The organism is Roseixanthobacter finlandensis, from assembly GCF_043195105.2.
In the GTDB taxonomy this organism is placed as follows: domain Bacteria; phylum Pseudomonadota; class Alphaproteobacteria; order Rhizobiales; family Xanthobacteraceae; genus NCEH01.
The window spans coordinates 4,730,525-4,756,664 of the sequence record NZ_CM195536.1 but is presented as its reverse complement, the minus strand read 5'-3'; the positions used below and the strand labels follow the sequence as shown (position 1 = coordinate 4,756,664).

The following is a 26,140-nucleotide window of genomic DNA, read 5'->3' as shown; positions in this document are numbered from 1 at the left end:
TGTTGGTCCTTCCTGCTCAAGATGATGGTCACAGGCCCAAGCCGCGTTTGCGACCGAAGCTCCAGTCGATGCCGTCGTCGCCGCGCTTGACGCCAGAGACGTGTTGCCCGAGCTGCTTTTCGAGGGATGGCGACCAGGGCACGAGCTGGAACCCGAGGCCGTCGTCGATCATGGCGAAACGGCCGGAGGCGAGCGCGAAGCGCCGCTGGTAGTTGCCGGCCACATATTCGCCGCTGGCCGCTTTGTTGAACGGCCGCCCGATCTCGTTCGCCAGCTTGTCGCCGAGCGCATCCAGCTCGCGCTGTCGCAGGGTGCCGATCAGGTTGCGGGCGAAGATAACGCTGCGGCCCTGCCGTTCGGCGAAACCCTGTTCGATCAGGCGTTCGGCGCGGCGGTCCATGGCGTCGCGCACTTCGACGCCAAAGCCGCCACCGCCGAGCGCGGTGGGCTCACGGGCGATGGCCTGCCGGTCGAGCCAGGTCGCGCCCGTCGCGGAAATCTGACGCTCGATGGAAAGATCGGAACGCACGGCGAGTGCGACGCGCCGGCGCCCTTGTGCGTCATCGAATTTGCGCAGTTCGACGATCGATCCTGGCGCGCTGTCTCCGGCGGCGTCGAGATCCGGCAATTTGATGTGATGGGTGCGGCCGTCGACGCCGTCGACCACGGCATAGGCGGTGCCGTTCAGCTCGTCGTCCAGGCCGCGATCGATCAGACGTCCGACGACGGGAACGTCGAGACTTTCGCCGGCCAGAACGTAGTTCGCGGCGCCGCGGTCGATGCCGCGTTCGGAAAGGCTGCGATGGATGCGCTTGATGATATCGCCACGCTCGCCCAGTCCCCGCAGTGTCGCCTCGGCAGTATCGGATATTGCCCACTGGCCGGCGCCGACCTGATCGGCGAGGCTGAGGGATTCCAGCTTGCGCAGGCGCCCGACCTTCAGCGCATGGAATTCATCAGGTTGGCGGTCGGGGTGCGGGGCGAGATCGATGATGCCGGATTTTCCGCCATCGCGTACAAGCTGACGGTCGAGTTGCGTCCAGCGCTCGGCCTCGATCTGACGTTCAAGGGAGCGGCGGATATCCAGATCGGTGCGCGGGCCGAGTTCCTGGGTGATGAGGTCACGCGCGCGGTCGCGCATGCCTTCCTTGATGTAGTCGCGGGAGATGACGAGGTTCTCGCCATCGTCGCGGACTCCGCGCACGATCAGATGGACATGGGGATGCTCGGTGTTCCAGTGATCGACGGCGACCCAATCGAGCCTCGTGCCGAGATCCTTTTCCATCTGGCCGACGAGATCGCGGGTGAAGTTCTTGAGGTCGGCCATCTCCAGCGCGTCGTCGGGTGAGACGATGAAACGGAAATGATGACGGTCATCCTCGCAGCGCTCGGCGAAATCCTTGGGATCGGCATCCTCGGTGCCAGGACCGAACAGCCTGGCCTTCTCCCCGTCGCGGGTGACGCCCTCGCGGCGCAGATAGCCGAGATGGGCGCCGAGCTTGCCGCGCTGAGTCGCGTGGCGAATGAAGCGGCTCTTGATGACGGCGCCGCGCGAGCGTGCGGTGATGAGGCGGTTGGCCTGCACGGACGCGCGCTGTCCCCTGCCGAAGCGCGAGCGATTGTTCGGCCCGATCTTGCCCTTACGTGAGACGGAGCCGCCCGCCTTCTGGGCGGCAGCCAGAGCCTGCGAGATGAAAGGGCGGGTGCGCTGTGCGCCAGACGAGCGGATGCGGCCTGGCCGGATGCGGAAATCGTCGTCGCTGCTCATGAGCGAAGCCCCGCACATCGCATCAAGATGCGGAAATCATTCAAAAAGCGGTAAAGCCGCGAGGAGCGCCAATCAGGCGCACCTCGCGAGATCGCCTCATAATTCCTTGAAAAACCACAACCGAACAGAAGGGCACATCGCGCCCCTTTATCCTGCCATCGTTCGGTTGTGCTTCCTCGCTCCCCCTGCCATCCCGCCCATCCTGACCGGAATCTCGCCACGCTGCGCCATACCGCGAAAAGCCTCATTGCGGGTCTCCTGCATCTGACCGGGCGACGAACAGGCCGCCCGACCGTGGCGCCATGCCCGAAACCACGCGCGCCGGAGTTGCTGTCCGGCTGTCATTCGGGCGCGTTTCGGATGCGGCCGGATCAACCGCCGATGCACCATCCATGCGACCGATGAAGAGCGGCGCGCGCGTCCAGGTTCGTGGATCGGCGGCAGCGACGACGACAGCGCCGGGGGCGGCGGGAGTGATTTCGCGTGCACCGACAAGGGGAGCGAGCGTAGCGACATAGGCGCGGGTTTCAGCCGGCAGGGGGCGGCCTGCGAGGTATTCCTCGTAGCGACCGGGACCGGCATTATAGGCAGCCAGAAAGCCGGGCGAACCGTAGCGGTCGTGCATCTCTCGCAGGTAAGCCGTGCCCGCGAGGATGTTGTCGCGCGGGTCGTAAGGATCGGTGCCGAGCCGATAGCGGGCGCGAAGTTCGGCCCATGTGTCGGGCATGACCTGCATCAGGCCCATCGCGCCGGCTGACGATATGGCCTGCACATCACCGGCGCTTTCGACGCGGCGCACGGCGCGTATCCAGTGTTCGGGAATGCCGAACCGCAGCGAAGCTTCGGTGACGAAGGCGGCATGTGGATCAGCGACGGACAGTCGCGTCACCGTCACGCTCTGCGCTTGGGTAACGACGGGCGGCGCAACGGTGAGAAGAAGGCCGGAAAGGAGAAGGAGGGGGATGCGTCGGACGGCGGGAAGCCGTCCGATCGCAGTAATGATGGCGGGCTTTGTGTGGGAGAGCGGCATCGGTCAATCCCGCTCGCCGCGCTTGGGCTGGCGGTTCCAGTACAGCGACCATGAAGTATCGTCGTCGCCATTCCGGAACAGGTTGGCGCGGAATGGCTGAGCGAGAACGGGATCGTCGATCAGCAGGGAGAGGTAGTCTCCCGCCTTGTCGCCTGTGCGCTTCCATGCGGCTCCGATCTCGGGTGCGCCGTCGTCTCCACCGTGAAGAACGCGATAGTCGGGCGCGTTCTCGGCATCCGATGGTTCTGCCGGAACGATGGTGAGTTCACGGTAGAGGGTTAGCGTGTGGATGCGCCCGGAAAAGCCCGTGTCCTCGCGGGTGAATTGACCGATCTGTGGCATGGGTGGTTCCTTTCTGTTGCGGTGATGAGAGGACTGGCGAGCGGTGTGCCCGCCGTCGGCGGGGCGTTCACCGCGTTGACGCGCGCCATTCGAAGCGACCTTCGCCGTCATTGTCGGTCCACAGGGGAACCGCGCGGCCGATGATCGATGCTGACGGGATCGGCCCGAAATACCGGCCATCGAGGCTGTCCCGAACTTCCCAATTCATCAGGAAGATTTCGCCGTCGACGATGCGGCGGCAGCCCTGCCAGACCGGCAGCGGCCGACCGATCCGGTCGCGCACGAGGGCATCGCCCATCTCGATCCCGTCGACCGTGACAGTGAGGCTGGTGCGGCAGACCGTCTGTCCTGGCAGGCCGAGGACGCGCTTCAGCAATGGCGTGCCGCGGGGCAGGTAGCCGCTGTCAGCAAGGAAGGCCGCGATCGGTTCCGGTGCATCGACGGCGACCAGATCGGTCACGTCGAGATGGTCGGCCGACCGCACGGTGTAAAAGCCGATCGGCGCACTGGCGCTGGCGTTCCAGATCAGCTTCGGCGCGATGGATACGAACGACAGGCCCGCGACGGCTAAGACGGAGAAATACGTCGTCATGACGTAGCCGAAGCGGGTCATGGTGCGGTCCTCCGGCGCAGCAGGAACGCCCGATGTTGTTCGGCGGTGTAGGCGCGCGGCTCATGTCCTGCGGTCAGCCGGTTGTGAACATGCCGCCAATGGTCGGGCGAGACGTCGACCGGATCGATACCCGTCGCCTCGATGGCGTCGATCAGGTGCAGTACCCGTTCGACCTTCGGCCAGCCGTCGATCCTGAGCAGGATTTCGCCGCCGGGGCGCACGAAGGGCAGCGTCTGGAACGGCTCGCCCGTGTCAACAGCACGCACGATGTCGATGCGCGAGATGATCGTGCCGTAGTCGTTCGACGCCCAGCGGACGAAGGCGAAGAGGCTGTTGGGCGCAAAGCCGACGACACGCCGCCTGCGGTCGAGGATCTGGTCGTAGCTCTGGCGACCGAACCTGATCCAGTGCTCGATCTTCTTCTCAACCCATGTCAGTTCGACGAGAGTGGTGAAAGGTGCGGGGCTGGCCGGTGACGGGCCGCCGCGCACGCGGGGAGCCGCGTTGCTGGTCATTTGGGGTCTCCTGACGGGGGTGGGAACTCGCGCGCGAGCAGATCGCGGAGCATGTCGGCGACGGTTACGCCGCGCTGGAAGGCCGCGATCTTGATGCGGCCGCGCAGGTCGGGCGTGACGTCGATTGTCAGCCGGGCGGTGAAGCCGCCGTCCTGCGCCGGCGCAATGGCTGGAGGTTCGGACGCCTTGATCCAGCTCTCGGGATCGGCGGGCCGGGCGGCGAAGCCGCGCCTTGGTGCAGGCTTGGTCATGACCTGCCTCCGTCGTGGAATGGCAGGGTCGTCATGGCGCGAGCCTCCCGACTTCGGTGGCGAACGCAGCGATCTCGCGGGCGGCCATGCTGTAGGTATCCGCCTCGAAAACCAGGCGGCCGGATTGCGCCCTGTCGGCGAAGGCGACGCGCTGGCCGATTGTTGCGGAAAGCACCGGCGGATCGTGATCGGCCAACTTCTCGGCAGTCTCGCGGGCGATGACGGTGCGCGCGGCGCAACGGTTCAGCACAAAGCGGGCGGCAAGCTCGGGCCGGTAAACGCGCGCCTCGGCGATCAGCGCCAGCATCTCGGCTGAAGCCCAGCCGTCAAACGGCGAGGGCTGCACAGGAATCAACACGAGGTCGGCCGCGAGCAGAGCCGAGCGCATCAGCCCGGCGACACCCGGCGGACCATCGATGACGATGTGATCGGCGTTGCGGGCCAGCTCGGGGGCTTCACGGTGAAGGGTGTCGCGCGCCAGACCGACGATACTGAACAGGCGTGGCAGGCCTTCACGCGCCCGCTGCTGCGACCAGTCGAGCGACGAGCCTTGCGGGTCGGCATCGATCAGGGTGACGCGCTTGCCTTCGTTGGCCCATTGACCGGCGAGATGCAGCGCCAGCGTCGTCTTGCCGACGCCGCCTTTTTGATTGAGGAGCGCCACGATCATCGTGTGCCCCCGCTCTCGCGGCCGGTGCGCAAGCGGAGGATGTCTCCGATCTGCATCGGCCCGGCAGGTCCGTTAGGGCGCCCGCTGTCGCGGTTGTTCACAGCCCTATTTTCAAAAGAAGAGTTAGCTGGGGTAACTGTTTCTGTTCTCGTCGCGTGTGAGGAAAGCGCCTCTTGCCATACCGTGAACGGTGATCTGACCGGCTTGCGCCGGTCCACCACCAACCGGAATGGAGAGAGACGATGGACTACTTTGCTGGACTGGATGTTTCCCTTGAGATGACGAGCATCTGCATCGTGGATGCTGACGGGATCGTGCTGAAGGAGGCGAAGGTTGCTTCCGAACCGGACGATCTTGTCGCGTTCTTCGCGCAGTGCGGCATGGTGATGAAGCGGATCGGCCTTGAAGCCGGCGCTTCGTCGCAATGGCTTTACGGCCGCCTGTCCGAAGCCGGTTTGCCGGTCGTGTGCATCGAGACGCGGCATGCCAAGGCGGCGCTGTCGGCCATGCCGAACAAGACCGACCGCAACGATGCGCGCGGGATCGCCAACATCATGCGCACCGGCTGGTTCCGCGCCGTGCATGTGAAGACGCAGACTGCGCAGGAACTGCGCTTCCTGCTGGTGGCCAGGCAGACGCTGGTTCGCAAGCTGATGGATATCGAACTGGCGATCAGAGGCATGCTGCGCAGCTTCGGTCTGAAGATGGGCGTGGTATCCAAGCGCAACTTCGAGGCGCGCGTTCTGGAACTCGCCGGCGACCGTGCGATGCTGATGCGGGCGCTCAATCCGATGCTGACCGCGAGGCGCGCTCTGGCTGTTGAATACATCAACCTGCAAAAGGTGGCGATGGACTTCGCCCGTGACGACGAGGTGTGCCACCGGCTGATGACCGTTCCCGGCGTCGGCCCCATCGTGGCACTGACCTATCGTGCGACCATCGATGTGCCGTCGCGGTTCCGACGCTCGAAGTCTGTCGGCGCGCATCTCGGCCTGACGCCGCGCGCCTGGCAGTCCGGCGAGGTCGACTGGAATGGGCGAGTGTCCAAGAGTGGTGATGCGATGGCACGGGCGGCGCTCTACGAAGCGGCACATGTCCTGCTTATCAGGGTGAAACGGTGGTCGTCCCTGAAGGCATGGGGGATGCGACTGGTGAAGAACCGAGGCCATAAACGCGCCGTCACCGCGCTCGCGCGCCGGATGGCCGTGCTGATGCACCGCATCTGGGTCGAGGGGACCACGTTCATCTGGAAAACGGGTGACGGCCAGGCAATCGCGCCAAAGCCCGTTCCCGGCGCTTAAGGCCGTCTGCCTGTCATCCCCATGGATGCCGCCTGACATAGGCTGAAAGTTCCGCTGCGGCGGAGAGATGTCCCCCGAGGGGACGAGGGTTCGGGTGAGTGCGTTTAGAATCTTGTCCGCATCGCATTCTGCGACCGCGAAGACGCGAGTTAGCTTGGCCGCCCGACCTTCCGATCCCTGCTTGTGGCGACCACGATGTCGACCACGGAAAGAAGCGTGAGCCGCTCGGGGTGATGTCGATGATCCGCTCATGGCGTGTCCTCCGGCTTGATGCCTGGAATCCACGGAAGACGGACAGATCGGGATGGCTCATGCGTAGCGTGTTGCGAACACCCACGATCACTGCCAAGATGATCGCGGATGGCACTGGGCGCGTGCTTCACACCCACAGAAACAGTTAAAGAAGATTCTGAGTTAGACTCTAAGTTAAGGGTCGGAATCGCCGTTTCGGGCCAAAGGGTTAACTGCGATCCGTGCGTGCGAAGTCCCGATAGTGCTGCGTGTGAAGTCCCGATACCGTTTGCGTGCGAAGTCCCGAGTGCTTCCACATGGTTATCCACAGGGCCTGTGGATAACTCGGCGGGCAGGATTCTGAGCAGTTCGCGCCGGCCCTGTCGCTCGATGCGCAGGCGATAGCCGGGCAGCGGCTGGCGAATGGCAATGCGCCGAATCTGGAGCGCGAAGTCGGAGACGCGCACCAGGCTTCCGGATTTCTCATGGAGATGAGCGATCTCGAACGCCCAGCCGTTGGGCTGGCGGCCGGCGTGCTTGCGGGCGACCCGATAGAGCCAGCGCTCGATGCCGCCGGTGAGCCGGAAATAGGCCGCGTCGATGGCCAGAACGAGCGTCCGGTCGGTGACGCCGCGATAGAACCAGTCGGGCAGGACGAACTCCATGCCTTCGACACGGCCGTCGTTGCGGGTCAGTTCCTCCCATTCGTTGATCCAGGAGAACTGGTGTCGGCGCCAATGCTCACTGTTTCGGATCGTCGTGCGGATAGAGGTCGATTGCAGGCGCGACAGCGCACCCTTGAGCAGGCGGTAGTCGCGGGCGCCGGTCTCGCGTCCCGTGGCCATCAGGAGCTGGTAGGGCGTGAAGCGCAGGAAGCGCGAGGTCTTGAGGCCGAGGTTCTCGGCTTCGACGATCTGGCTAGCGGCCCAGATCAGCACGTCGGCGTCCCAGATGGTCGCCATGCCGTGTTCCGGCACGGCGAAGACCTCGACGCGGACGTCGCCGGTTTCGTAGAGGATCGGCACGACACGCTTGGCCTTGGCCAGCGAGAAGAAGGGGCGTTCCATGAGATCGCGCTGGTCGCGCGGGCTGGCGTCGCCGGTGGCTACGATGAAGGGATCGAGCTTGCTCCGCTCGCTGGAGGTGATGAGGCGACGCCGTGACATATACGGCTCCTCAACGGTACGAACGCGCGCCGCGCTCGGGCGCATCGTCTTCGCGGCGTTTCGCGGGAAGGACCGAGCCGGACGGATCGGAGGTCGAGGTGACGGCGCCGCGGTTGGCCCAGGCCTGCAAGTCCTCAATCGAATAGACGACGCGGCCTCCAAGTTTCCGGTAGGCGGGGCCTGTGCCATAGGTCCGGTGTTTTTCCAGCGTCCGACCGGACAGGCTGAGGAAACGGGCAGCTTCAGGGGTGCGAAGGTAGCGCGGTGGTAAACCGGCGAGATTGGGGGACATGATCGGGCCTCCGTGGGGGTCGTTGGGGCCGCTGACTGTCAGCGGCGGACGAAGGCCAGGGTGGCGAAGTGCAACCGCGAGGGGGGAGTGCGAACTTAGGGGGGCCTAAAATCGCACACCCCGGATCGAGCGGCCGGTTACGAACGGCGGCGATGGCGCAGAAGTTTGCGGTAGTCGCTGTCGATCATGGCAAACCCGTCCTTGACGAGATCCATGGTTGCGTCGCGTAGCGCGGAGGTTTTCCAGGGCTCGGCCGCAACGCGCGCGACGCCGAAGATCACTTCGGCGATCTCGCGATAGTCGGCATGGTTCACCCGGCCATCGGCGGCGCGCAGCATGTTCTTCAGCCTGCGCCGTTGCTGCGAGGTCAAACGGGTATCGGTCGGAACGGGAAGGTGATGCAGATGACGCCAGAGCCGTATCAGCGCCTGAATGCGGTCGAGACCGTCGGCTCCGAGTGGCACCAGAGCGGCCAGAGGCCGATCGGGTGAAAGCTCTGCCTGGATGATTATCTGGATAGCGGGGGAAATCCCCTGATGGAGCAGATGAAGGCCTTCGGGGGTGGTGCGCCGTTTCGCCTCCGCCAGGTCGGCGAGGGTCTTGGCCGTCTCATCTGGCGACATTGTATCGAGGGCCAGGTGGAGGACGCTGGTGTCGATCTCTGGAAGCCAGAAGACGGTCTCGTCAGCACTGCTTAGGCTTGGCCGGGCGGCGAAATCGCAAACCCCACCGTTCCGCCAGCTTGGGCGGGAGAGGCTCGTCGAGCTTGGCGGTTTTAGACAGATTTGCGAAATCTTTTTGATAGTCGCTGTTGCGGCGCAAGCATTCCCATGCGAGATCGTCGATGCCGACTTCATCCATGAAGTCGTATTCTGGTGATCTGCGCCACCCTGTTGTTTCAGGTATCATGGCAGTTCTCCTGACTACTGAATTTACACACGTCAGGCGAGCATTGATTCCCGCGATTCGATTTTGTGGAAAGCCCAGGGTGGGACAACAGGTGTTGCCGCAGCGACAACACCAGATGTCAGTTCGGGCGGCCTCGGCGCAGTTGCCGATAGCCGTGTTCCGTCATCCAATGCGCCCGCGCCAGGTGGCTGTCATGGATCAGCCGAGCGCGTTCGGGTTCACGCGCCGGATCGATACCAAACAGGATTTCGGCGGCTTCCTGCCAATCGGCGCCATCGGCCTCGGCATCGAGTAGCCGGACGTAGAGCTTGACGTGCTGGCGATCATATTCGGTCAGCGCGGCGCTTGAGGGTGGCTCATCGAGAAATGTGATCGTCGTCATCTGGAGCCTCCGCAGGAGCGGAGCGTCAATTGGAATCTGAGGCCTCCGAATAGCAGGGGGATTTGACACTGTGATGGCGGCCAGCTGGCAATCGCCGGGGTCGGTCGAACACGACCGGATCCTCTATCGCTGCTTTTGCCCAGTATTCTGCGGCTGCTCATCGACTACCATAACCCCTTCGCCCCGCGCGGAAGTCATGAAGACGATACCGGCTGCTTCCAATGCTCTTCGTACCTGATCGCGGGTGCTTTCATGCACGCGCAGATCGTTAACTGACTCCATACGCTTGAGCGCGGTCAGCGATACGACGGCCTTCTCAGCGAGCGTCTCCTGGTTCCAACCCAGCAACGCACGTGCGGCCCGTGTCTGTCGGGCGGTGATCATGCATGATCACCTCCTACGGACTTTGGACGCACGCCACGAAAACGGCTATTATAGTCGTATTTTGCCTGCTTGGCGACCTCAAATCGGCGTTTCGCGCTCTCTTCGCTGAATTCGGAAGGCGACTGATTCGGTCGTCAGACGAGTGCGAGGACCCGCCGCGCGCGAAGCCGGGGGCTTCGTTTGGCCGGGACGGCCTTCGCCCCGTCATGGGGCGAAAGGATCGATTTCGTCGATGATGGTGGATTCGTCACCGTCGTACTCGGCGGTGGGCATCGCGCCCACGGTGCCGTCACCAGCCTGGAAGATGACGACGGAGACCATGAGGGTGGCGGCGAGGCTGACGGCGAAAGCGTGTGCGAGGGTGAAGGACATTGTTCTGGCTCCTGTCTTGGAGGCGGGGGACCATCCCCCGCGCGACAGGCGTCCGAAGTGTTTGTGTTGAGGCCGAGATCACCTTGCAGGCGAAGCCGCAGAGGCCGCACGCTTGCGTAGCGGACCCTTCACGGGTTGATCGCATTAGGCTTCGGCATGAACCAAGGAATTGCGTCTTCGAGCGGGGGTGGTGTTTCGACCACAGGAGCCGGTGATGTCCTTCTGCTCAGATTGAAGTCTGTCACCGACACGCTGCTTACCAAGCGATCTGTCCTGAGCCTGACGGCAACCGTCGTCCTCCTGCGTTTAGGCAAACCGTTGGAGCGTGGTGACCATCTCTGCTTGTCCTCAACCTGCCATGAACATGAAGAAAGCCCGGCGGCTTGCACCGCCGGGCTTCCCGGCTCCCGCTCAGAACGGGATATCATCGTCGTCGATGAACTTGCTGTCGTTGCTCTCGGTCTGTTTGGCCCGGCTGAGGAAATCGATCGTCTCGGCGATGATCTCGCAGCCGTAGCGGTCGTTGCCCTGCTGGTCGGTCCACTTGGTGTAGTGGATGCGGCCGCGCACCAGAACCTTCATTCCCTTCTCGCAATACTGCTGGATGGTCTTGCCGAGGCCGTTGAAGGCGGTGATGCGGTGCCATTCGGTGTCCTGAGCCCGGCGGCCGTTTTCGTCCCGGACAACCTTGCCTTCGGAGTAGCGGGCGCGCGAGGTGGCCAGCGTGAAGTGGGTGATGCCGGTGCCGCCCTGGGTGGTGCGGGTTTCGGGTTCCTGGCCGATGTTGCCGGCGAGAATGACGATGTTCTGCATTTGATGTCTCCGTTGCTTCAGTCCGAGGGACCGTCCCTCCGACGAGACCCGGCCAAGACCGTCGGGAGACGACTGCACCGAAGCGAATGCGAAGGGCGAACCCCGAAGAAACAGGGTGGTGCGGGCCGGCGCTTCGGCGCCAACTCGGTCTGGTTTGCAGGGGTTGCTGGCGGAAACTGAACGGGCTTAGGGGATCAGTCAGTCGGAGGGATATGTCCATCGGCGAAGCGCCTCGGAGCGATCAGCGGAACCTTCGTCCTTGCCGGTGTTCATCATCGAGACAGGGCTCCGCGAACTGCTCCAGTATAGGCAGCCGGGTTCCCTGGCCACTCATGCGGCCCGCACTTCGGGTTCATGGAAGGCAAGGCATGGCATGGGACGTTCAGGCAATAGGGGAGGTTGAAAGCGCCGTATCGCCTTCAATTGTTCTCGGGCGGCTCCAGTATGTGAGAAGGAACGTGGTTCGCCATGATCGGTGGTCACGGCGCAAGGGGTCGATCAGCGGCATAACGATCCTGCCAGTGGTGGGTCGACCTCGATTGTCGACGTTCCGCATCACGCCAAGACCGCGAGACGAACACCGTTGATCTGGCGCTGCTATTTGCAGGTCTGAGCGGGAAACGAGGCCCGGTGGCGTTTGCCGTCGTTGCGGATATTGAGGGAAGCGGCAGATTGCTGAATGCTGAGATCAGCGCGAGAGGACGGCCGATCCGAGGGCGTTGAGATTGAGCATTGCCGCGATGCCGATGAACAGGCCGCCGGCGCCACCGAGCAGGTTGAGCACAATGGTCGATTCTATGGCGTTCTTCGTGACGCCATAGACGAGCGCGTATCCGGCAATGGCGGCCGGCACGGCGAAGACGGCGAGCGCGATGAGCCGAAGAGCGGGGTTCTTCGCAAAGCCGAGCACGGCGATGACCAGCCCGACAGAAAGCAGAGCTGCACCGATGGCGGCGAAACCTGACATCAGAAATCCAGCGTCGGTCCCATAAGTATATTGGAACGCTGTCAGCCCAACCATGAAGGGCAAGGCATAGATGGCGAAGTTATAGGCGATGACGCAAAGCGCGATCGACAAGGAGATGGCGAGCAGGATCAGGGTCATGGAAGCCTCCACAGAAAGGGTTGTGGGTTACGACAGGCTGCCAGAGGTACGCTCCGCCTGCGACTATGCTACTTCGCCGGTTCTTCGAGGATGCTATATTTGAGCCAGAGTGTGATCGTGTAGTCAAGTAAAGGCGGCTGAACCACCGCCGAGCGGCGGCGCTTACGCGCCGCCGTCGAACTTCATGACCGGGATGCCGAGCTTGCGGGCCTTGTCCGCAAGGTTTTCCTGAATCCCGGTGCCGGGAAAGACGATGACGCCGACCGGGAGGACATCCAGCATGGCGTCGTTACGCTTGAAGGGCGCGGACTTGCTGTGCCGTGTCCAGTCGGGTTTGAAGGCGACCTGCGGAACCTTGCGATTGTCGGCCCATTTTGCCGCGATCAACTCGGCTCCCTTCGGCGATCCACCGTGCAGCAGCACCATATCGGGATGCTTGGCATGGACCTGATCGAGCTTGGCCCAGATCAGGCTATGATCGTTGAAGTCGAGACCGCCGGTGAAGGCGACCTTGGGACCGGCGGGCAGCATCACCTCGGTTTCCGCCCGACGCTTGGCGGCGAGGAAGTCTCTGGAGTCGATCATCGCCGATGTCAGATTGCGGTGGTTGACCATCGACCCTGAGCGCGGCCGCCAGGCCGATCCGGTGTGGCGCTCGAACTGTTCGGCGGCGACATCGCGGAAGAGTTCCATGCTGTTGCGCCGCTCGATGAAGGTCTGCCCTTCGGCTGTCAGGCGTTCCAGCTCGACGGACTTTACCTCCGAGCCATCCTGTTCCCGCTGGCCGCGACGCTGGGCTTGCTCGTTATCGTCCAGGTCGCGTTCGATCCGGGCGGTGGCGCGGTGGAAGAGGTTGACGGTGGACCACAGCAGTTCGTCGAGGTCGGGTTCGAGGCGGGTATCACTGAGCGTGACCATCAGGGCGTCGAAGATGTCGGCGACGGCGCCAGCGACGGCATTGCCTTCGGGAAGCGGCCTTGGGTCGGGTTCATCCTCGAACGGACGGTAGCCGTAGAGCTGGAGTTCGGTGAGGAGGTGATCGGTAGGGGATGAGGTGTGCGGCGGCTCGAAACCTGCGTCATCGTATTCGGTCATCATGGTGTTCGCCCTTGTCGGATCGACCGCGCCCATCGCGGCCTTCGCAGGCGACGAAAGCTGTCGGGCGGCCCGGACCTGCACCCGCAGCGAAGCGGAGGGCCAAGCCTCCAGCGCTGGATGGCGAAGACCGGCTATTTTGCCTCGCGATGCAAAGCGCCCATAGGGCGCGGTGGAAAATAGCCGGACGCAGCCATTGCCGGTCAGGGCCGTTTGACGGCTCGATCGCCCTCTCAGAAGGCGTGGGCGGCGGCCCTTCCGGCACATCAGGACAACACCATCACCGCATATGGCAGGTTCCGGGCTGCTGTGCGCCTCATCCCCGGCGTGACCGATCCGCCCTCACGCTGCGAGAAAACGGCTGACGTCTTCGGGGACGATCTGAACCCGCAAGGCCGCCCGTAGAGCATCGATGCCGAGTTGGCGCAGATCCTCATTGAAGTCCCCGAGCACCGGCGACAGGACAACCGCCTCGATCCCGACGCCTCTGGCCCGTTCGACCAGGCTGTCTCGCGCGCCATCCCCCGCCGGATCGGCATCGCGCACGATATAGAGCCGCCTCAGCGTTGCCGGGAACTGGATGGCGGCGAGGTGCGCCGCAGAGAGCGCCGCCATCATCGGCATATGGGGCAGACCCGAGCGGGCCGACAGCACGGTCTCGATCCCTTCGCCTGCCGCCAGGACATCTTGCGCCACACCGAAGCGGACGCCGTGCCCCAGGAGATTGCCCATCGCCCGCCTTGGCGTTGCGACAGGGGCCTTGTCGCTGCCATCGGGCAGGAGCCAGGTGCGATGCACGCCGGTCAGGGCGCCGCCAAGGTCGGTGACGGCAGCGATCATCGCGGGCCAGGCCTCGGTGGGACCATGCCCCTCGGGCCGATAGTAGCAGCGGGGGTGGAACCGGAGTACGCCGGTTTCTTGCAAAGCCGTAATCGCACGTTTCCGTAAGTGCGCTTCCACGACGGTCCCGGCAATCGGTTGCGCCATGGCGAACAGACGCCGTGCGGCTTCCGGCGATCCGGCTGGCGCTGTTCCCGGCCGGGATCGGGGAACCTGATCAGGTTCCGGCCTTGGCAGACTGAGGAACGACCGGGCTTCGTCAGCGACGTCCTTGAAGTCGATGAGGCCGCAGCTCTCGCGGATGACGTCGAGCAGGTCGCCATGTTCGCCGGTCGCCGCGTCGGTCCATTTTCCTGCTGCGCCCTTGCCGGATTCCTGACCGGTCAGGCGCACGAACATAGAGCGGCCGGCGCTGTTCTGTACATCGCCGACCAGCCAGTAGCGGCCTTCGCGATGACCGTTCGACAGATAGTGCTTACACACCGCCTCGGCCTGCCGGCCGAGACGTTGCGCGAGTTCGGAGGCGTCATGGCGAGCCATCTACGCCGCCTCCCGTTCGCCGATGCGCTGGACAGGATAGCGCTCCAGCACCTTGGCCAGGATGGCTGGACCGAAAGCGTCGGTCGGAATGAACATCCTGAGCTTCCATGAGATGATTTCGTGGAAGAGGCCATAGGCCGAAAGGCGATCGCGCATGACGTCGGTGAAACCTGACAGTTCGATGCGGTTGGCGCGCATGACGCGGCTGCGTCGAAGCTGGAGGCCTTCGGCAAGATCAAGGATAGTCTTGCCGTCCATCAGGGCCATGAAGGCATCGTCTGGCGTCAGTGTCGATGTGTCGGTGGCCATCGCGCCTGCGACCCAGGCGGGCGAAACGCGGCGGCCGACGATGCGCTCGCCGTCATCGGTCTGGAGACGGTAAACCCGTGTCGAGTCATTCGGCAGGCGTTTCCAGATCGGCAGCAACAGGCCGCTGACTACATGGATGGTGCTGTCGACGAACTCCGGCACCTCGGCCACCTCGGTAGTCCAGGTCGATACGAAAGCGGCCTCGTCCGCTTCGACCCAATGGGTCTCGCCCATCATCTTGACCGGGATATTATGCGCCTCCATCGGCCGGATCAGCCGGATGCGCCGCTCGATCTCTCCATCGTCGAGCATGACGCTGGTGGTCGGGATCTGCACGGCGGCGCGGCCGGAGCGCTCATTGATGAGAAGCTTCGCCCGAGGATCGGCAGCCAAGTCGAGCGCCTCGGCGAGCGTGACCGGGCGGTTGCGCTCTCGCTGCGTGATGGTCAGCAACCGGGCTTCGGCGCCAGTGCCCGGATGGACGTGGATGGTCTGGCGGTCGGTGACGATGAAGCTCTCCGCCCGCAGCGTTTCCAGCCCGACATCGTAGCTGCCGGAGGCGATAGCGCCCTCGATCTTGGCGTTCAGCAATTGCTCGAAAGCGGTGAACAGGACACCCTGCAGTTCGATGGTCAGCGCCAGCAGCCGGTTCAGGAAAGTGGTGATCGGCGGCAGCTCGTCCTTGATGCCGGTGTCGTCCATCAGTTTGAGACCGGTGGCGTCCTCGAATATCTGGAGCGAGCAACCCTCGACCTTGCCGCGCACCAGCAGGAGATAGAGCTGTCGCAGCGCGTCGCGGGCATAGTGCGATTCCAGATTGTCTTCGGGACGGAACAGACCCTGACCGCCGGTCTGGCGCTGGCCGCGCGTGATCGCGCCCAGCGTGTCAAGGCGGCGGGCGATGGTGCTAAGAAAGCGTTTTTCGGCCTTTACGTCGGTCGAGATCGGACGGAACAGCGGAGGTTGCACCTGATTGGTCCGGTTGGTGCGACCCAGCCCCTGAATGGCGGCGTCGGCCTTCCAGCCCGGTTCGAGCAGGTAGTGGATGCGCAGCCGCTGGTTCTTCGCATTGAGGTCGGCATGGTACGATCGCCCGGTGCCGCCCGCGTCCGAGAAGATCAGGATACGCTTCTGATCGTCCATGAAGGCGGCGGTTTCCGCGAGATTGGCCGATCCGGCGCGGTTCTCGACGGCGAGACGATCAACGCCGCCGGGGCTGGTCTTGCGGACGATGCGACGCGAGCGGCCCGTGACCTCGGCCACGACGTCGGTTCCGAACCGCTGGATGATCTGGTCGAGTGCGCCCGGAACGGGTGGGAGTGAGGCGAGTTTCTCGATCAGCCGATCCCTGCGGGCGGCGGCCTCGCGGCTTTCGACCGGCTGGCCGTCGCGGTAGACCGGCCTCGATGACAGGTTGCCCTCCGAGTCGGTGAAGGGCTCGTAGAGCTGCACCGGGAAGGAATGGGCGAGGTAATCAAGGACGTATTCCCTGGGCGTGATGTCCACGCGGACGTCATTCCATTCCTCGGCGGGAAGCTCGGCCAGCCTGCGTTCCATCAGGGCTTCGCCTGTGGAGACGATCTGGATTACGGCGGCATGGCCATCCGCCAGATCGCGATCGATGGCGGCGATCAGCGTCGGGGTCTTCATGCTGGTGAGGAGATGGCCGAAGAAGCGCTGCTTGGCCGACTCGAAGGCCGAGCGCGCGGCGGACTTCGCTTGCCGGTTCAGCGTGCCGGAGCCGCTCTCGCCGCTGGTGATGTTGGCGGCCTGCATCGCGGCATCGAGATTGTTATGGATGACGCTGAACGCCCCGGCATAGGCATCGTAGATGCGGGTCTGTTCGGGCGTAAGCTGATGCTCGACCAGTTCGTATTCCACGCCATCATAAGAGAGTGACCGGGCGGTGTAGAGACCGAGCGCCCGGAGGTCGCGGGCAAGCACCTCCATCGCCGCGACGCCGCCCGCTTCGATGGCTTCGACGAATTCCGCCCTGGTCGAGAATGGGAAATCCTCGCCGCCCCACAGGCCGAGCCGCTGGGCATAGGCGAGATTGTGAACCGTGGTCGCGCCGGTCGCCGAGACATAGACGACACGGGCATTCGGCAGGGTGTGCTGAAGGCGAAGACCGGCGCGACCCTGCTGCGAGGCGGCGACGTCGCCGCGTTCTCCCTTGCCTCCTGCGGCGTTCTGCATCGAATGGCTTTCGTCGAAAATGATCACTCCGTCGAAGTCTGAGCCCAACCATTCGACGATTTGCCGGACGCGCGAAACCTTGCTCCCACGCTCGTCGGAGCGTAGCGTGGAATAGGTCGTAAACAGGATGCCTTCCGGCAGGCGAATGTCCTTGCCCTGCGGGAAACGCGACAGCGGCGAGACCAGCAGCCGTTCCATGCCGAGTGCCGACCAGTCGCGTTGCGCGTCTTCCAGCAGCTTGTCGGATTTGGAGATCCAGACGGCCTTGCGGCGGCCCTGCATCCAGTTGTCGAGGATGATCCCCGCCGACTGGCGACCTTTACCCGCGCCAGTGCCGTCACCGAGGAAAAAGCCACGGCGGAAGCGGACGGCGTTCGGCGCGTCGTCAGGCGCAGCCGAGACGACATCGAAGGTCTCGTCCAGCGTCCACGATCCGGCAAGGAAGTCCGAATGGGCTTCGCCGGCATAGATGACGGTTTCCAACTGCGCGTCGGACAGCAGGCCGTCGGTGACAAGTTTGGCGGGAAGCCGCGGCCGATAACTTGGCTTCGGCGGCGCGACCGAAGACATGGCTGCCGATTGCACGAGCTTGGTCGGATGGGCCGTAGAGCCGGGAATACGGATCGCCTGCAATCCGTATTCTTCATAGATCGCATCGGTGATCCGGCCGTCCTCGGCGGGCGTCCAGTCCACCGTCTCATAGGCGAGTTCGACTCCGTCGGGTTCGGTGACGGTGCGGGTGGGAGAAGAGGCGGCGGCACGGTTCAGATAGCCGCGAACGGTTCGCGGTGCGGCCGTGGGTGCAGCGGCGGGAACCGAGATCGCGGCATTGACCGGCAAACGTGCCGGGACGTGCTCGCCGATCCAGCCTATCAGCGTTGCGACATCGGGCGCGATCCCCGGCGATGCCGGAAACGCGGCCGGATCGTCGGCGGGCAGTTTGTCGATGACGGTCAGCCGCGTGTCGATGGTCGTGCCATGCTTGGCATAGACCGAGCCGTCGATGGACGCGGTGAACACCACGCGGCCATGTTCCTGAAGCCGGACGAAGGCATCACGCCAGGTCGGCGTATCCGGTGCGAAGCTCGATCCGGTGATCGTCACCAGCCGCCCGCCATCGGCCAGACGCGCCAGCGCCGAGGCGACATGGCGATAGGCGGCGTCCGCCATCCGGCCGGAGACATTGGCCATCACCGAGAACGGAGGGTTCATCAGCACCACGGTCGGCACAAGAGCCGGGTCAAGATGGTCGTGGATCTGCGCCGCGTCGAAGCGGGTGACGGGAATGGCCGGAAAGAGGTGGAAGAGAAGATCGGCGCGGGTTTCCGCCAGCTCGTTGAGCACAAGCGATCCACCGACGATCTCGGCCAGGATGGCGAGCAGGCCGGTGCCTGCCGAGGGTTCGAGAACCCGGTCGGCGGGCGTGATGGCGGCGGCGGTTGCGGCGATCAGCCCGAGCGGGATCGGCGTCGAGAATTGCTGGAAGGTCTGGCTTTCTTCCGAACGGCGCGTGTGGGTGGGCAGAAGCCCGGCGACCTTCGCCAGAAGCGGCAGGCTGGCGGCCTGAGAACCGGCTTTGCGGAAAAGCGCCTTTCCGTATTTGCGCAGGAACAGGATGGTCGCCGCTTCGCAGGCTTCATAGGCGGTTTTCCAATCCCAGGCGCCGGTGGCGTCGGATGCGCCGAAGGCGGTTTCCATCGCGCCGCGCAGGGTGGCGGCATCGACGCGATGACCGCGTTCGAGATGGGGAAGGAGGAGAAACGCTGCCTGGTGGATAGCGAAGGCTGTGTCGACGACAGAGACCATCGGTGCAGCCGGAACGGTCGCGGCGGTGGAAGCATATGTCATGGAAGGAACCTCGGAGAGCGGGAACGGATCGAGCCGCGCAGCGCTCTCTCTCGACCGCACTGGCTCAAACCCGTCCCGGCCTTCCTCTTCCTCTCAAATGCTCGGCCATGGCCGACATGGAAAAAGCGCCCGGCCGTGAGGCGGGGCGCTTGTCTGGATCAACCGAAGCGACGACCAGATGCTGTGAAGGTGTATTCGTTCGCCGTGATAGTGTCGTCGACGACGGCATCCGAGGATTGGTACTCGTATTCGCGTTCGAGCTGCCGGTAGAGCCAGCGGGCCAGATCGCGCAGCGCCTCGGTCACGGCCTCCTCGGCATCTGCGGTTATGTCCTGCCAGGTCGGACTATCGCGCTCCACCGAGATTGACATGCGATACTCGTGGTAATAGGGACCGCGATGGGTGGCCTCGGCGTGAAGCTGGTAGAAATTCCGCCGCTGAATCGCCTGCAATGTACTGGCGATATGATGCAGTTCTTCGTCCTGCGGTGCGTGCGACCTGATCTTGCGAAGTGCATCCTTCTCGTAGGAATAGAATGCCTCGAAACAGGCGCCATCGCCCTGGCTCCAGAATCCCCGGAACCCGATGCAAGGTTTCTGACGTGTTCCGCCGCCATAGAGCCGCACAGGGCGGGTCTTCAGCCGGATGCCGAGAATGGCGCAAATCGCCTCGAAATCCTCGAAGACGAATTCGTGCCAGTCGTCGCTGGACGCCTCCCGATACCAGGCGCGGGCCTTGTCCTTCGCCGTGTCGGAAAGCTCGGAGAGGCGATAGACGGTGGTTTCGATGATCTCAGATGCCGTAATGGGGGTATCCGTCCGCACCCCCGTAGCAAGCCCGCGATCTGCTGGAATAGGCTTTTGTTTGTTTTGAGATAAGAGGAGTTCGGTCTTGGAAGTTTTTATTGGCATCGATGTATCTCTCGATAGTTGTGCTATTTGCGCGGTAGATGAGCGTGGGAAGGTGGTTCGGGAATCTAAGCTCGCGAGCGATCCAGAAGCGTTGCGCGACTGGTTTCATCCGTTTGCCGACAATATTGCTGCCGTTGGACTCGAAGCTGGCCCGCTCTCACAGTGGCTGCATAAGGGCCTGACCGATGTCGGGATTCCCGTCACTTTGATGGAGACGCGGCAGGTAAAAGCTGCGCTGAAAGCTGCCCCAATAAAGACAGATCGGCGCGACGCAGCAGGCATAGCCCAGTTGTTGCGACTAGGATGGTTTCGTCCCGTTCACTGCAAATCTGTCTCCGCGCAGGAAATGCGTGTGCTTCTGGGAGCGAGAAGATCAGTCAACCAGGCCGTAATTGACCTGGAGCTTTCGCTTCGCGGGATGCTTCGAAATTTTGGACTGAGATTGGGGAAGACAGGGAAGGTTGGCTTTGAAACTCTGGTCAGGGACCTGATCTCAGGAAACCGGCTGCTCGAACTGTCGCTGGAGCCAATGCTACGAGCACGGGCCGCGCTGCGCACGGAACTTGCTCGATTGGAGCGTATGGCTCGAGAGATTGCGCGCGAGGATAAAGCCTGCCGTCTGATGATGACGATGCCAGGGATCGGCGCGATTGTTGCCTTGACCGTCCGATCGGCAATCGACGATCCCGCCAGGTTCCGCTCGTCAAAAGACGTTGGACCGTGGGTCGGTTTGACGCCAGGTCGTTACCAATCCGGCGAGACGGATGTGATTGGCAGCATCACGAAGGCAGGCGACGTAGGTATGCGGACCGCACTGTATCAGGCAGCATCCGTGATCATGTATCGTTCAAAGAAACCGTCATGGATCAAAACCTGGGGGATGCAGCTCGCACGGCGCCGCGGGATGAAACGTGCGGTCACTGCCATGGCAAGGCGTGTCGGCGTGGTTCTACATCGAATGTGGGTGGATGGCACTGAGTTTTGCGCCGTTCCGCGCGAAGCAAACCAAAGAGGCCGGATCGCATGATTGGTGCGTGATCTCTGTGTGATCGTGAAGTTCTAACAATCGGCCAGACCAAGCGTATTGGCCATCGAGGTCCCCACCGGGACGTGGTTTCCGAAGACGCCGGCCGATGCCTAGTCGCTGAAGCTTTGCTTCAAGCACGCATCTCAGATGGGCGCTCGGAAACCGCATTGAACCAGGCATCAAGTTGGCGGCCGACGCGCCGACCACGGACGGAAGCGCGACCCCGGTGAAGGACTAGGACGATAGCCATTTCGTCCCAAGGGCAAATGGCGGCACCACGAATGCGATGAACTTGTTTTCTCTTCAGAAAGGTCGCTGCGAATGCAACTTTAATCCTTGACTATCGGCTTCCCATTACGGAAGGCATCGGGATCGCCTCCGTCGAGCACGTCGGTGAGCCAGCCGTCGGTATATGTCCAGGCGATTGTTTCGCCGGTGCTGAGATCGAGGGCATGTGCCCCACCGCCGAAGGCGTTGACGCGGGCCGTCGAGCAGGTGTTGGCGTATTGAAAGCCCCAGCGGCCGGTCAGTTCGAATTCCTTCGCGCAGATTTTGACGAACTGGATCAATCGCTCGGGATCGCCGGTCTCGTCATCGCGCATCCAGAGCTGGGTGCCGCCATGCTCGGGCTGGATCGACAGCAGGAAGCCCTCCGAAGGCGGGTCTTCCGATGCGCCGTCCTCGGACAGGCGATTGTAGAGGTCGAGTGCTCGGGCGGCATTGTCGGGTATGCCGACATCGAGCAAGCACGAGAAATGGGTGAAGTAGTTGGCCATGGAGTGTTACTCCAGAGAGCAGGAACGGGCCGAACCGGCGGACACTCTCTCTCAACCCGACCGGCTCAAACCCGTCCCGGCCTTCCTCTTCCTCTGGATGCGGAAGACGAAAAAAGCCCGGCGCTCTTGCGAGGCCGGGCTGTATTTGCTGATCCGCAAGTGGCCGACTACGCCGCCGCCCGGCCTTCGACGACATCTGCGCCAACCTCATCGGCGGTCACGTCCTCGAGCCGTGCCGAACTGTAGCGGTTCTTCGCCAGCCACAGCTCGGCGGCTTCGCGGCTTTCGGCCAGGTGCAGCAGCTCGCTGTTGCCGCCGAAATCCTGAAGCACCCGCACCATGCCAATGGCGGGCCGCTCGGCGATCTCGAAGGTCAGATCGCTATCGACCGAATGAGTGCGCATGATGGTCACGAGGATGACGCCGCCGCTGGCGAAATTTCCCTCATGCAGGGTGATCGATGCCGGTGAGCAATAGGTCGGGCGCTCGCGGGCCGGTTCCTTCTTCACCAGCCGGCCGACGCCGTTGCGGCGTTCCCAGGCGGCGAGCTTTTTGGAAAAACGCGCCGGAGGCTTGGGCGTGCCGTCGGAATAGCGGATGAGCGAACCGAGCGGCGCGGTGTCATGGACGATATGTGCGGACATGGAAACAATCTCCAGAAAAGAGAAAGGCCCGGCAGATGCCGAGCCTGGATGGTTGGGATGGAAAGAAACGGGGCGACCGGAGCCGCCCCGCCGGTGAGGATTACTCGGCCGCGATCAGATGGGCCGTGTCGTCCTCGCTTTGGTCCGGCTCGTCGTCACCGGCGAGGAAATCAGGCAGCGCATCGGTATCGTCCTCGGGGGCAATGTCGTCCGGCACCTGCTCGATGTCGGCTAGACGCAGAGGTTCGGGTAGCCAGCCGGTATCGGCCAGCAGGCGTTCCGCCTCCTTGGCCATGTCGCCCTTCTTCAGGTGCTCGATGAGGGACGCCGCCCGTTCACCGGCGCCCTCACGCACGGCTTCGAGGATGCGGGGCTTGGTGACACGGCCGAGATAGTTCTCGACCGTCGGCCGCCATCCTGCGCCCTCGACCATATCGAGGTCCGTGGCGCGCGCCAGCCGGTCGGCCTGAGACAGCCGCTGATCCAGACTACGCTGTGAAAGCCCGGAGCCGCCATTACGGTCGACCTTTTCATAAAGCGCATTCACGCCATAGGCGACGCAATGGGCGAGCAGCACCATGCGGCTGGCGTCGTCAAGCACGGCGATCCACTCCCACAGTGCATCGTCGTCGGTCGGTAGGTCCGCCTTCCAGTCCTGATACCGCGTCGCGATCGCCTTGGCCGACGGGCTGTCCTTCAGGTCGGTGCCCTGAGTCGAGAAGAAGTGGTGGCGCACGGTGACTTCCAGGCATCCGCTCGGCGCGGAATAGTGGTAGCGCTCCATCACCAGCCGATGCAGCAGCGCCGTCATGGCGACATGCGGATTGTTCGCCAGCGCATCGTGCAGCGCGAGCGTCTTGTGCGCCGTCAGCTCCGAGACCAGCCGTTCGGGCAGCGGCTTGATGACGTTCTCCTCTTCCTCCTCCGGTTCGGTCGGCTGGCCGCCAATGGTGATGACGGCGCGCTGCGCAGCGGGGATCGAAGACGCCGAACCATCGGGCGAAGTCCCGTCGTTTCGGTCACCTTCGCCGTCCACGACCAGGGGCGCTTCGTCCTCGGGATGGACATAACCGCGATCGACCGACAGGTGACCTTCGCGATCGATGCTGATGAACACACCGGCGCGGGTGATCTCGGTCGGGTCATAGATGACGGGGCGATCCTCGAGGGCGGCGAGGGCGGTTTCGATCTCACCGACCCGTTCGTCCACCACGTCGGGATATTGCTCGGCCTCGGCATATTCGGCTTCAAGGGCCTCGTATTCCGCAGTCAGGGCGTCGAAGGTCGCCTGTTCCTCATCGGTCAGGGGCGCCGCCGTGCCGATCAGCCGACGGAGGCCGTGACCGTGGCCATAGGGCGTCTCGACCCTGGCATCGACCCACTTCCAGCCCTCGGCGCCGATAGCCTCGGCTTCCGCCTTCAGCTTGTCGTCGGTGAGCTGGTCGAGCAGTCCGACATCCTGCAGCCAGCCGCCATCGTCGGACTGGAACAGGTCATTCAGGACGATGCCACCGGCGACCTCATAGGCGGCGAGACCGACGAACTGTGCCCGCTTGTCGGAGGCGCGCACCGTGGTTTCGGTGAGCATGCGCCGGACCTGATGCGGCTCCTTCGACCACGAATCCTTGATCGCATCCCAGACCTGTTCCTGGCGGGCATGGTCGGGATTGACGGTGAAGGCCATGAGCTGCTCCAGCGTCACGATGTCCTCGGCATAGAGGTCGAGGAGCGAGGGCGCGACGGAGGCCAGGCGCAGGCGTTGCTTCACGATATTGACCGAGACGAAGAACGCGGCGGCGATCTCTTCCTCGGACATGCCCTTGAGGCGCATATCCTGAAACGCGCGGTACTGGTCGAGGGGATGGAGCGGGGCGCGCTGGAGGTTTTCGGCCAGGCTGTCGTCCTCAAGGAGGATGTCGCTGCCGGCTTCACGCACGACGCAGGGCACCGGCGCAGTCTTCGCCAGGCGCTTGGCCTTGACCAGCAGTTCAAGCGCCCGGTAGCGGCGGCCGCCAGCGGGGATTTCGAACATGCCGGTCTCATTGCCATCGGCATCGATGACCGGACGCACATTGAGGCCCTGTAGTAGGCCGCGCCGGGCGATGTCCCGCGAGAGTTCCTCGATCGACACGCCCGCCTTGACCTTGCGGACATTCGACTGGCTGAGGACCAGCTTGTTGAAGGGAATGTCGCGCGAGGACGACAGGGTGATTTTCTGAGCAGTAGTAGCCATCGTGGTAGTCTCCGCGACGGGCGCCGAGAGCCTCTCTCTCGACCTCAACCCGTCACGAAAATCCCCACACTCCTCTCACTCTCGGGTTGGGCGGTCCGTCGTGTCCAGAAGCAATTTGACTGCTTCCAGATGGTCGACCAGAGGTGCAATGACCCTGGTCGTATCCGGGAGAGTCCATCCCAGGATCTGCGGATAGCGAAAGGCCTGGAAGGCGTGAGGTTGATCCAGGGCTTCCACGAGGATCGCAAGGCCGGTTCTGTCCTTTGGATGGAATCCTCCCTTAACAGCTTGGCGGTGGCAGCATTCGAGACTGTGACCTATCGCCATCAGTCGCTCCTCGTCGTGCCCCTGATGGCTCAGCACTGCCTTGAGCGAGAGTTCCAGCGCATGAGCGACAAGCATCAAGAACGGCTCGCACACGCCGCCGATACTGCCACACCGGGAGAGGCGGGTGGCCGCTTCGGCGTAACGTTCGCCCATGGCCAGATATTGGCGATCACGGCGATGATCGCTGCGGATGGGATCGTTCTCCGTCGATGGGGAGGGAGAGCTGGTTGCGGAAAGTACGGTCATCACGCCGCCTCCTGCTCATCGTCAAAATCGGTAATGGGTGAGGTCCGCTCCTGACCGGGCAGGAAGGACAAAATCCAGTCGGCCGCCTTGCTGGCCTGACTGGCGGCCCGGACGATGGCGCGGTTGTCCTCGCGAAGACATTCCAGCCAGGAGCCGATGTAGTCCGCGTGGCGCACGGTTGGCTCAATGCCGAGCGATGCGCAGCAAAATGCTGAAATGAGTTCGGCGGTGATTTCCTCGACCGAATAGAGCTTCGAGCCGAAGGAGCCGGAGAGATTCCGGTTCAGCCGATGGGGCGCTCCGCTGGCATGGCCGATTTCGTGCAGCGCTGTCCGGTGCCAGTTGATGGGCTCGAAATAGGCCTGCGGAGGCGGGACCTGCACATAGTCATGGGCGGGAACGTAGTAGGCGCGATTGCCGCCGATGCGGAAGTCGATGCCGGTCGCCTTGATGAGTGCTTCGACCTTCGGCTCGACCAGGCCGGGCAGCGGTGGCGGTGCGACGACGTTGACATCCTCGGGCAGGCCCTCGCATTGCGCCGCATTGAAGACGGTGAAGCGCTTCAGGAATGGGATCGCGTGTGCATCCTCACCGGTTTCGCGGGCGCGTTTCTTTTCGTCGTCGGGAACGAAGCGGTCGGCATAGACGACGGTGGTGCCGTGTTCGCCCTTGCGGACATTACCGCCGAGCGACAGGGCCTGGCGAAACGTCAGCCAGCTCTGGCCGGGGAAACCGTGCTGGATGACGGCACCCCAAAGGATCAGGACGTTGATGCCGGAATAGCCGCGCCCGGTGGCGGCGTTCTTCGGCATGGCGAGCGGCGCCTTCGCCGCTGCGGTTTCCCAGGGCTGGACCCAGGGCACGCGGCCTTCTTCCAGTTCGCCGATGATCTTGTTGGTGATATCGTCGTAAAGGTTGGTGCGATCAGCGCCGGTACGGGCGCTTCGGTCATATCTGGCCATCGGGGCTGCTCCGCGACAGGCGCCGGAGACCTCTTCTCCAGT

Annotated in this window: 27 protein-coding genes; 2 read left to right on the top strand and 25 right to left on the bottom strand. The window is 63.6% G+C overall.

The features are described from left to right. Positions 1-28: 28 nt before the first annotated feature. The 7 genes from V5G24_RS22205 to parA all read right to left on the bottom strand — a co-directional run bounded on the left by V5G24_RS22205 (position 29) and on the right by parA (position 5,189). A complete protein-coding gene (locus V5G24_RS22205; protein WP_394083179.1) occupies positions 29-1,768 on the bottom strand; it encodes a relaxase/mobilization nuclease domain-containing protein in 1,740 nt (579 codons plus the stop codon). Between the two features lie 244 nt (positions 1,769-2,012). Continuing rightward, positions 2,013-2,798, bottom strand: a complete 786-nt coding sequence (locus V5G24_RS22200; protein ID WP_394083181.1) for a lytic transglycosylase domain-containing protein — start codon at positions 2,796-2,798, stop codon at positions 2,013-2,015. A 3-nt stretch (positions 2,799-2,801) separates the two neighbouring features. Continuing rightward, entirely contained in the window at positions 2,802-3,140 is a 339-nt protein-coding gene (locus V5G24_RS22195; protein ID WP_394083183.1) for a DUF736 domain-containing protein, read from the bottom strand. Positions 3,141-3,207: 67 nt separating this feature from the next. Next, entirely contained in the window at positions 3,208-3,753 is a 546-nt protein-coding gene (locus V5G24_RS22190) for a S26 family signal peptidase (RefSeq protein ID WP_394083185.1), read from the bottom strand. Continuing rightward, positions 3,750-4,268 carry a DUF2840 domain-containing protein gene (locus tag V5G24_RS22185; protein ID WP_394083187.1) on the bottom strand — a complete coding sequence of 173 codons (519 nt, stop codon included), beginning with the start codon at positions 4,266-4,268 and terminating at the stop codon, positions 3,750-3,752. Before V5G24_RS22185 ends, V5G24_RS22190 begins: the two co-directional genes overlap by 4 nt. Then, positions 4,265-4,519: a ribbon-helix-helix protein gene (locus tag V5G24_RS22180; protein WP_394083189.1), complete on the bottom strand. Its 255-nt coding sequence runs from the start codon at positions 4,517-4,519 to the stop codon at positions 4,265-4,267. Before V5G24_RS22180 ends, V5G24_RS22185 begins: the two co-directional genes overlap by 4 nt. Before the next feature lie 31 nt (positions 4,520-4,550). Next, entirely contained in the window at positions 4,551-5,189 is a 639-nt protein-coding gene (gene parA, locus V5G24_RS22175) for a ParA family partition ATPase (protein WP_394083191.1), read from the bottom strand. A gap of 242 nt (positions 5,190-5,431) precedes the next feature. Between parA and V5G24_RS22170 the strand changes: the two genes are divergently transcribed. Continuing rightward, complete coding sequence (locus tag V5G24_RS22170; protein WP_394083193.1) at positions 5,432-6,490, top strand: IS110 family RNA-guided transposase; 1,059 nt, start codon at positions 5,432-5,434, stop codon at positions 6,488-6,490. A 248-nt stretch (positions 6,491-6,738) separates the two neighbouring features. Here V5G24_RS22170 and V5G24_RS22165 read toward each other — a convergent pair whose 3' ends face one another. From V5G24_RS22165 to V5G24_RS22105, 13 genes are all read right to left on the bottom strand, one after another. Then, entirely contained in the window at positions 6,739-7,887 is a 1,149-nt protein-coding gene (locus V5G24_RS22165; RefSeq protein WP_394083195.1) for a replication initiator protein A, read from the bottom strand. A gap of 10 nt (positions 7,888-7,897) precedes the next feature. Continuing rightward, positions 7,898-8,179, bottom strand: a complete 282-nt coding sequence (locus tag V5G24_RS22160) for a helix-turn-helix transcriptional regulator (RefSeq protein WP_394083197.1) — start codon at positions 8,177-8,179, stop codon at positions 7,898-7,900. A 137-nt stretch (positions 8,180-8,316) separates the two neighbouring features. Beyond that, positions 8,317-8,802 (bottom strand): DUF2285 domain-containing protein, encoded by a 486-nt coding sequence (locus tag V5G24_RS22155; protein WP_394083199.1) that lies wholly within the window; start codon positions 8,800-8,802, stop codon positions 8,317-8,319. Positions 8,803-8,863: 61 nt separating this feature from the next. Beyond that, positions 8,864-9,088, bottom strand: coding sequence for a transcriptional regulator domain-containing protein (locus V5G24_RS22150; protein ID WP_394083201.1), 225 nt, complete (start codon positions 9,086-9,088; stop codon positions 8,864-8,866). A 118-nt stretch (positions 9,089-9,206) separates the two neighbouring features. Continuing rightward, on the bottom strand, positions 9,207-9,485 hold the full coding sequence (locus tag V5G24_RS22145) for a DNA -binding domain-containing protein (protein ID WP_394083849.1): 279 nt from the start codon (positions 9,483-9,485) through the stop codon (positions 9,207-9,209). A gap of 108 nt (positions 9,486-9,593) precedes the next feature. Continuing rightward, entirely contained in the window at positions 9,594-9,854 is a 261-nt protein-coding gene (locus V5G24_RS22140; protein ID WP_394083203.1) for a helix-turn-helix domain-containing protein, read from the bottom strand. Positions 9,855-10,058: 204 nt separating this feature from the next. Then, a complete protein-coding gene (locus tag V5G24_RS22135) occupies positions 10,059-10,226 on the bottom strand; it encodes a hypothetical protein (protein ID WP_394083205.1) in 168 nt (55 codons plus the stop codon). Positions 10,227-10,637: 411 nt separating this feature from the next. Beyond that, a complete protein-coding gene (locus V5G24_RS22130; RefSeq protein ID WP_394083207.1) occupies positions 10,638-11,039 on the bottom strand; it encodes a single-stranded DNA-binding protein in 402 nt (133 codons plus the stop codon). 688 nt (positions 11,040-11,727) lie between these two features. Further along, positions 11,728-12,144 (bottom strand): hypothetical protein, encoded by a 417-nt coding sequence (locus V5G24_RS22125; RefSeq protein ID WP_394083209.1) that lies wholly within the window; start codon positions 12,142-12,144, stop codon positions 11,728-11,730. Between the two features lie 162 nt (positions 12,145-12,306). Beyond that, positions 12,307-13,242: a DUF2493 domain-containing protein gene (locus V5G24_RS22120; RefSeq protein ID WP_394083851.1), complete on the bottom strand. Its 936-nt coding sequence runs from the start codon at positions 13,240-13,242 to the stop codon at positions 12,307-12,309. Between the two features lie 339 nt (positions 13,243-13,581). Continuing rightward, positions 13,582-14,619 (bottom strand): DUF7146 domain-containing protein, encoded by a 1,038-nt coding sequence (locus V5G24_RS22115; protein WP_394083211.1) that lies wholly within the window; start codon positions 14,617-14,619, stop codon positions 13,582-13,584. Next, on the bottom strand, positions 14,620-18,930 hold the full coding sequence (locus tag V5G24_RS22110) for a strawberry notch-like NTP hydrolase domain-containing protein (protein ID WP_445322302.1): 4,311 nt from the start codon (positions 18,928-18,930) through the stop codon (positions 14,620-14,622). Between the two features lie 200 nt (positions 18,931-19,130). Further along, on the bottom strand, positions 19,131-19,883 hold the full coding sequence (locus tag V5G24_RS22105; RefSeq protein ID WP_394083215.1) for a DUF8835 domain-containing pootine: 753 nt from the start codon (positions 19,881-19,883) through the stop codon (positions 19,131-19,133). Here V5G24_RS22105 and V5G24_RS22100 point away from each other — a divergent pair. Further along, the gene (locus V5G24_RS22100) at positions 19,864-20,910 is read left to right on the top strand and encodes an IS110 family RNA-guided transposase (protein ID WP_394083217.1); all 1,047 of its coding nucleotides are present in this window, start codon (positions 19,864-19,866) and stop codon (positions 20,908-20,910) included. The genes V5G24_RS22105 and V5G24_RS22100 overlap by 20 nt on opposite strands. Before the next feature lie 329 nt (positions 20,911-21,239). Here V5G24_RS22100 and V5G24_RS22095 read toward each other — a convergent pair whose 3' ends face one another. The 5 genes from V5G24_RS22095 to V5G24_RS22075 form a co-directional block, all read right to left on the bottom strand. Then, entirely contained in the window at positions 21,240-21,686 is a 447-nt protein-coding gene (locus V5G24_RS22095; RefSeq protein WP_394083219.1) for a hypothetical protein, read from the bottom strand. Between the two features lie 167 nt (positions 21,687-21,853). After that, positions 21,854-22,330 carry a UCP036055 family protein gene (locus V5G24_RS22090; RefSeq protein WP_394083221.1) on the bottom strand — a complete coding sequence of 159 codons (477 nt, stop codon included), beginning with the start codon at positions 22,328-22,330 and terminating at the stop codon, positions 21,854-21,856. A gap of 100 nt (positions 22,331-22,430) precedes the next feature. Beyond that, the gene (locus V5G24_RS22085; protein ID WP_394083223.1) at positions 22,431-24,563 is read right to left on the bottom strand and encodes a ParB/RepB/Spo0J family partition protein; all 2,133 of its coding nucleotides are present in this window, start codon (positions 24,561-24,563) and stop codon (positions 22,431-22,433) included. Between the two features lie 75 nt (positions 24,564-24,638). Further along, the gene (locus V5G24_RS22080) at positions 24,639-25,136 is read right to left on the bottom strand and encodes a hypothetical protein (protein ID WP_394083225.1); all 498 of its coding nucleotides are present in this window, start codon (positions 25,134-25,136) and stop codon (positions 24,639-24,641) included. Then, positions 25,136-26,098 (bottom strand): ArdC family protein, encoded by a 963-nt coding sequence (locus V5G24_RS22075; RefSeq protein WP_394083226.1) that lies wholly within the window; start codon positions 26,096-26,098, stop codon positions 25,136-25,138. The genes V5G24_RS22080 and V5G24_RS22075 overlap by 1 nt, the downstream gene beginning before the upstream one ends. Positions 26,099-26,140 lie beyond the last annotated feature (42 nt).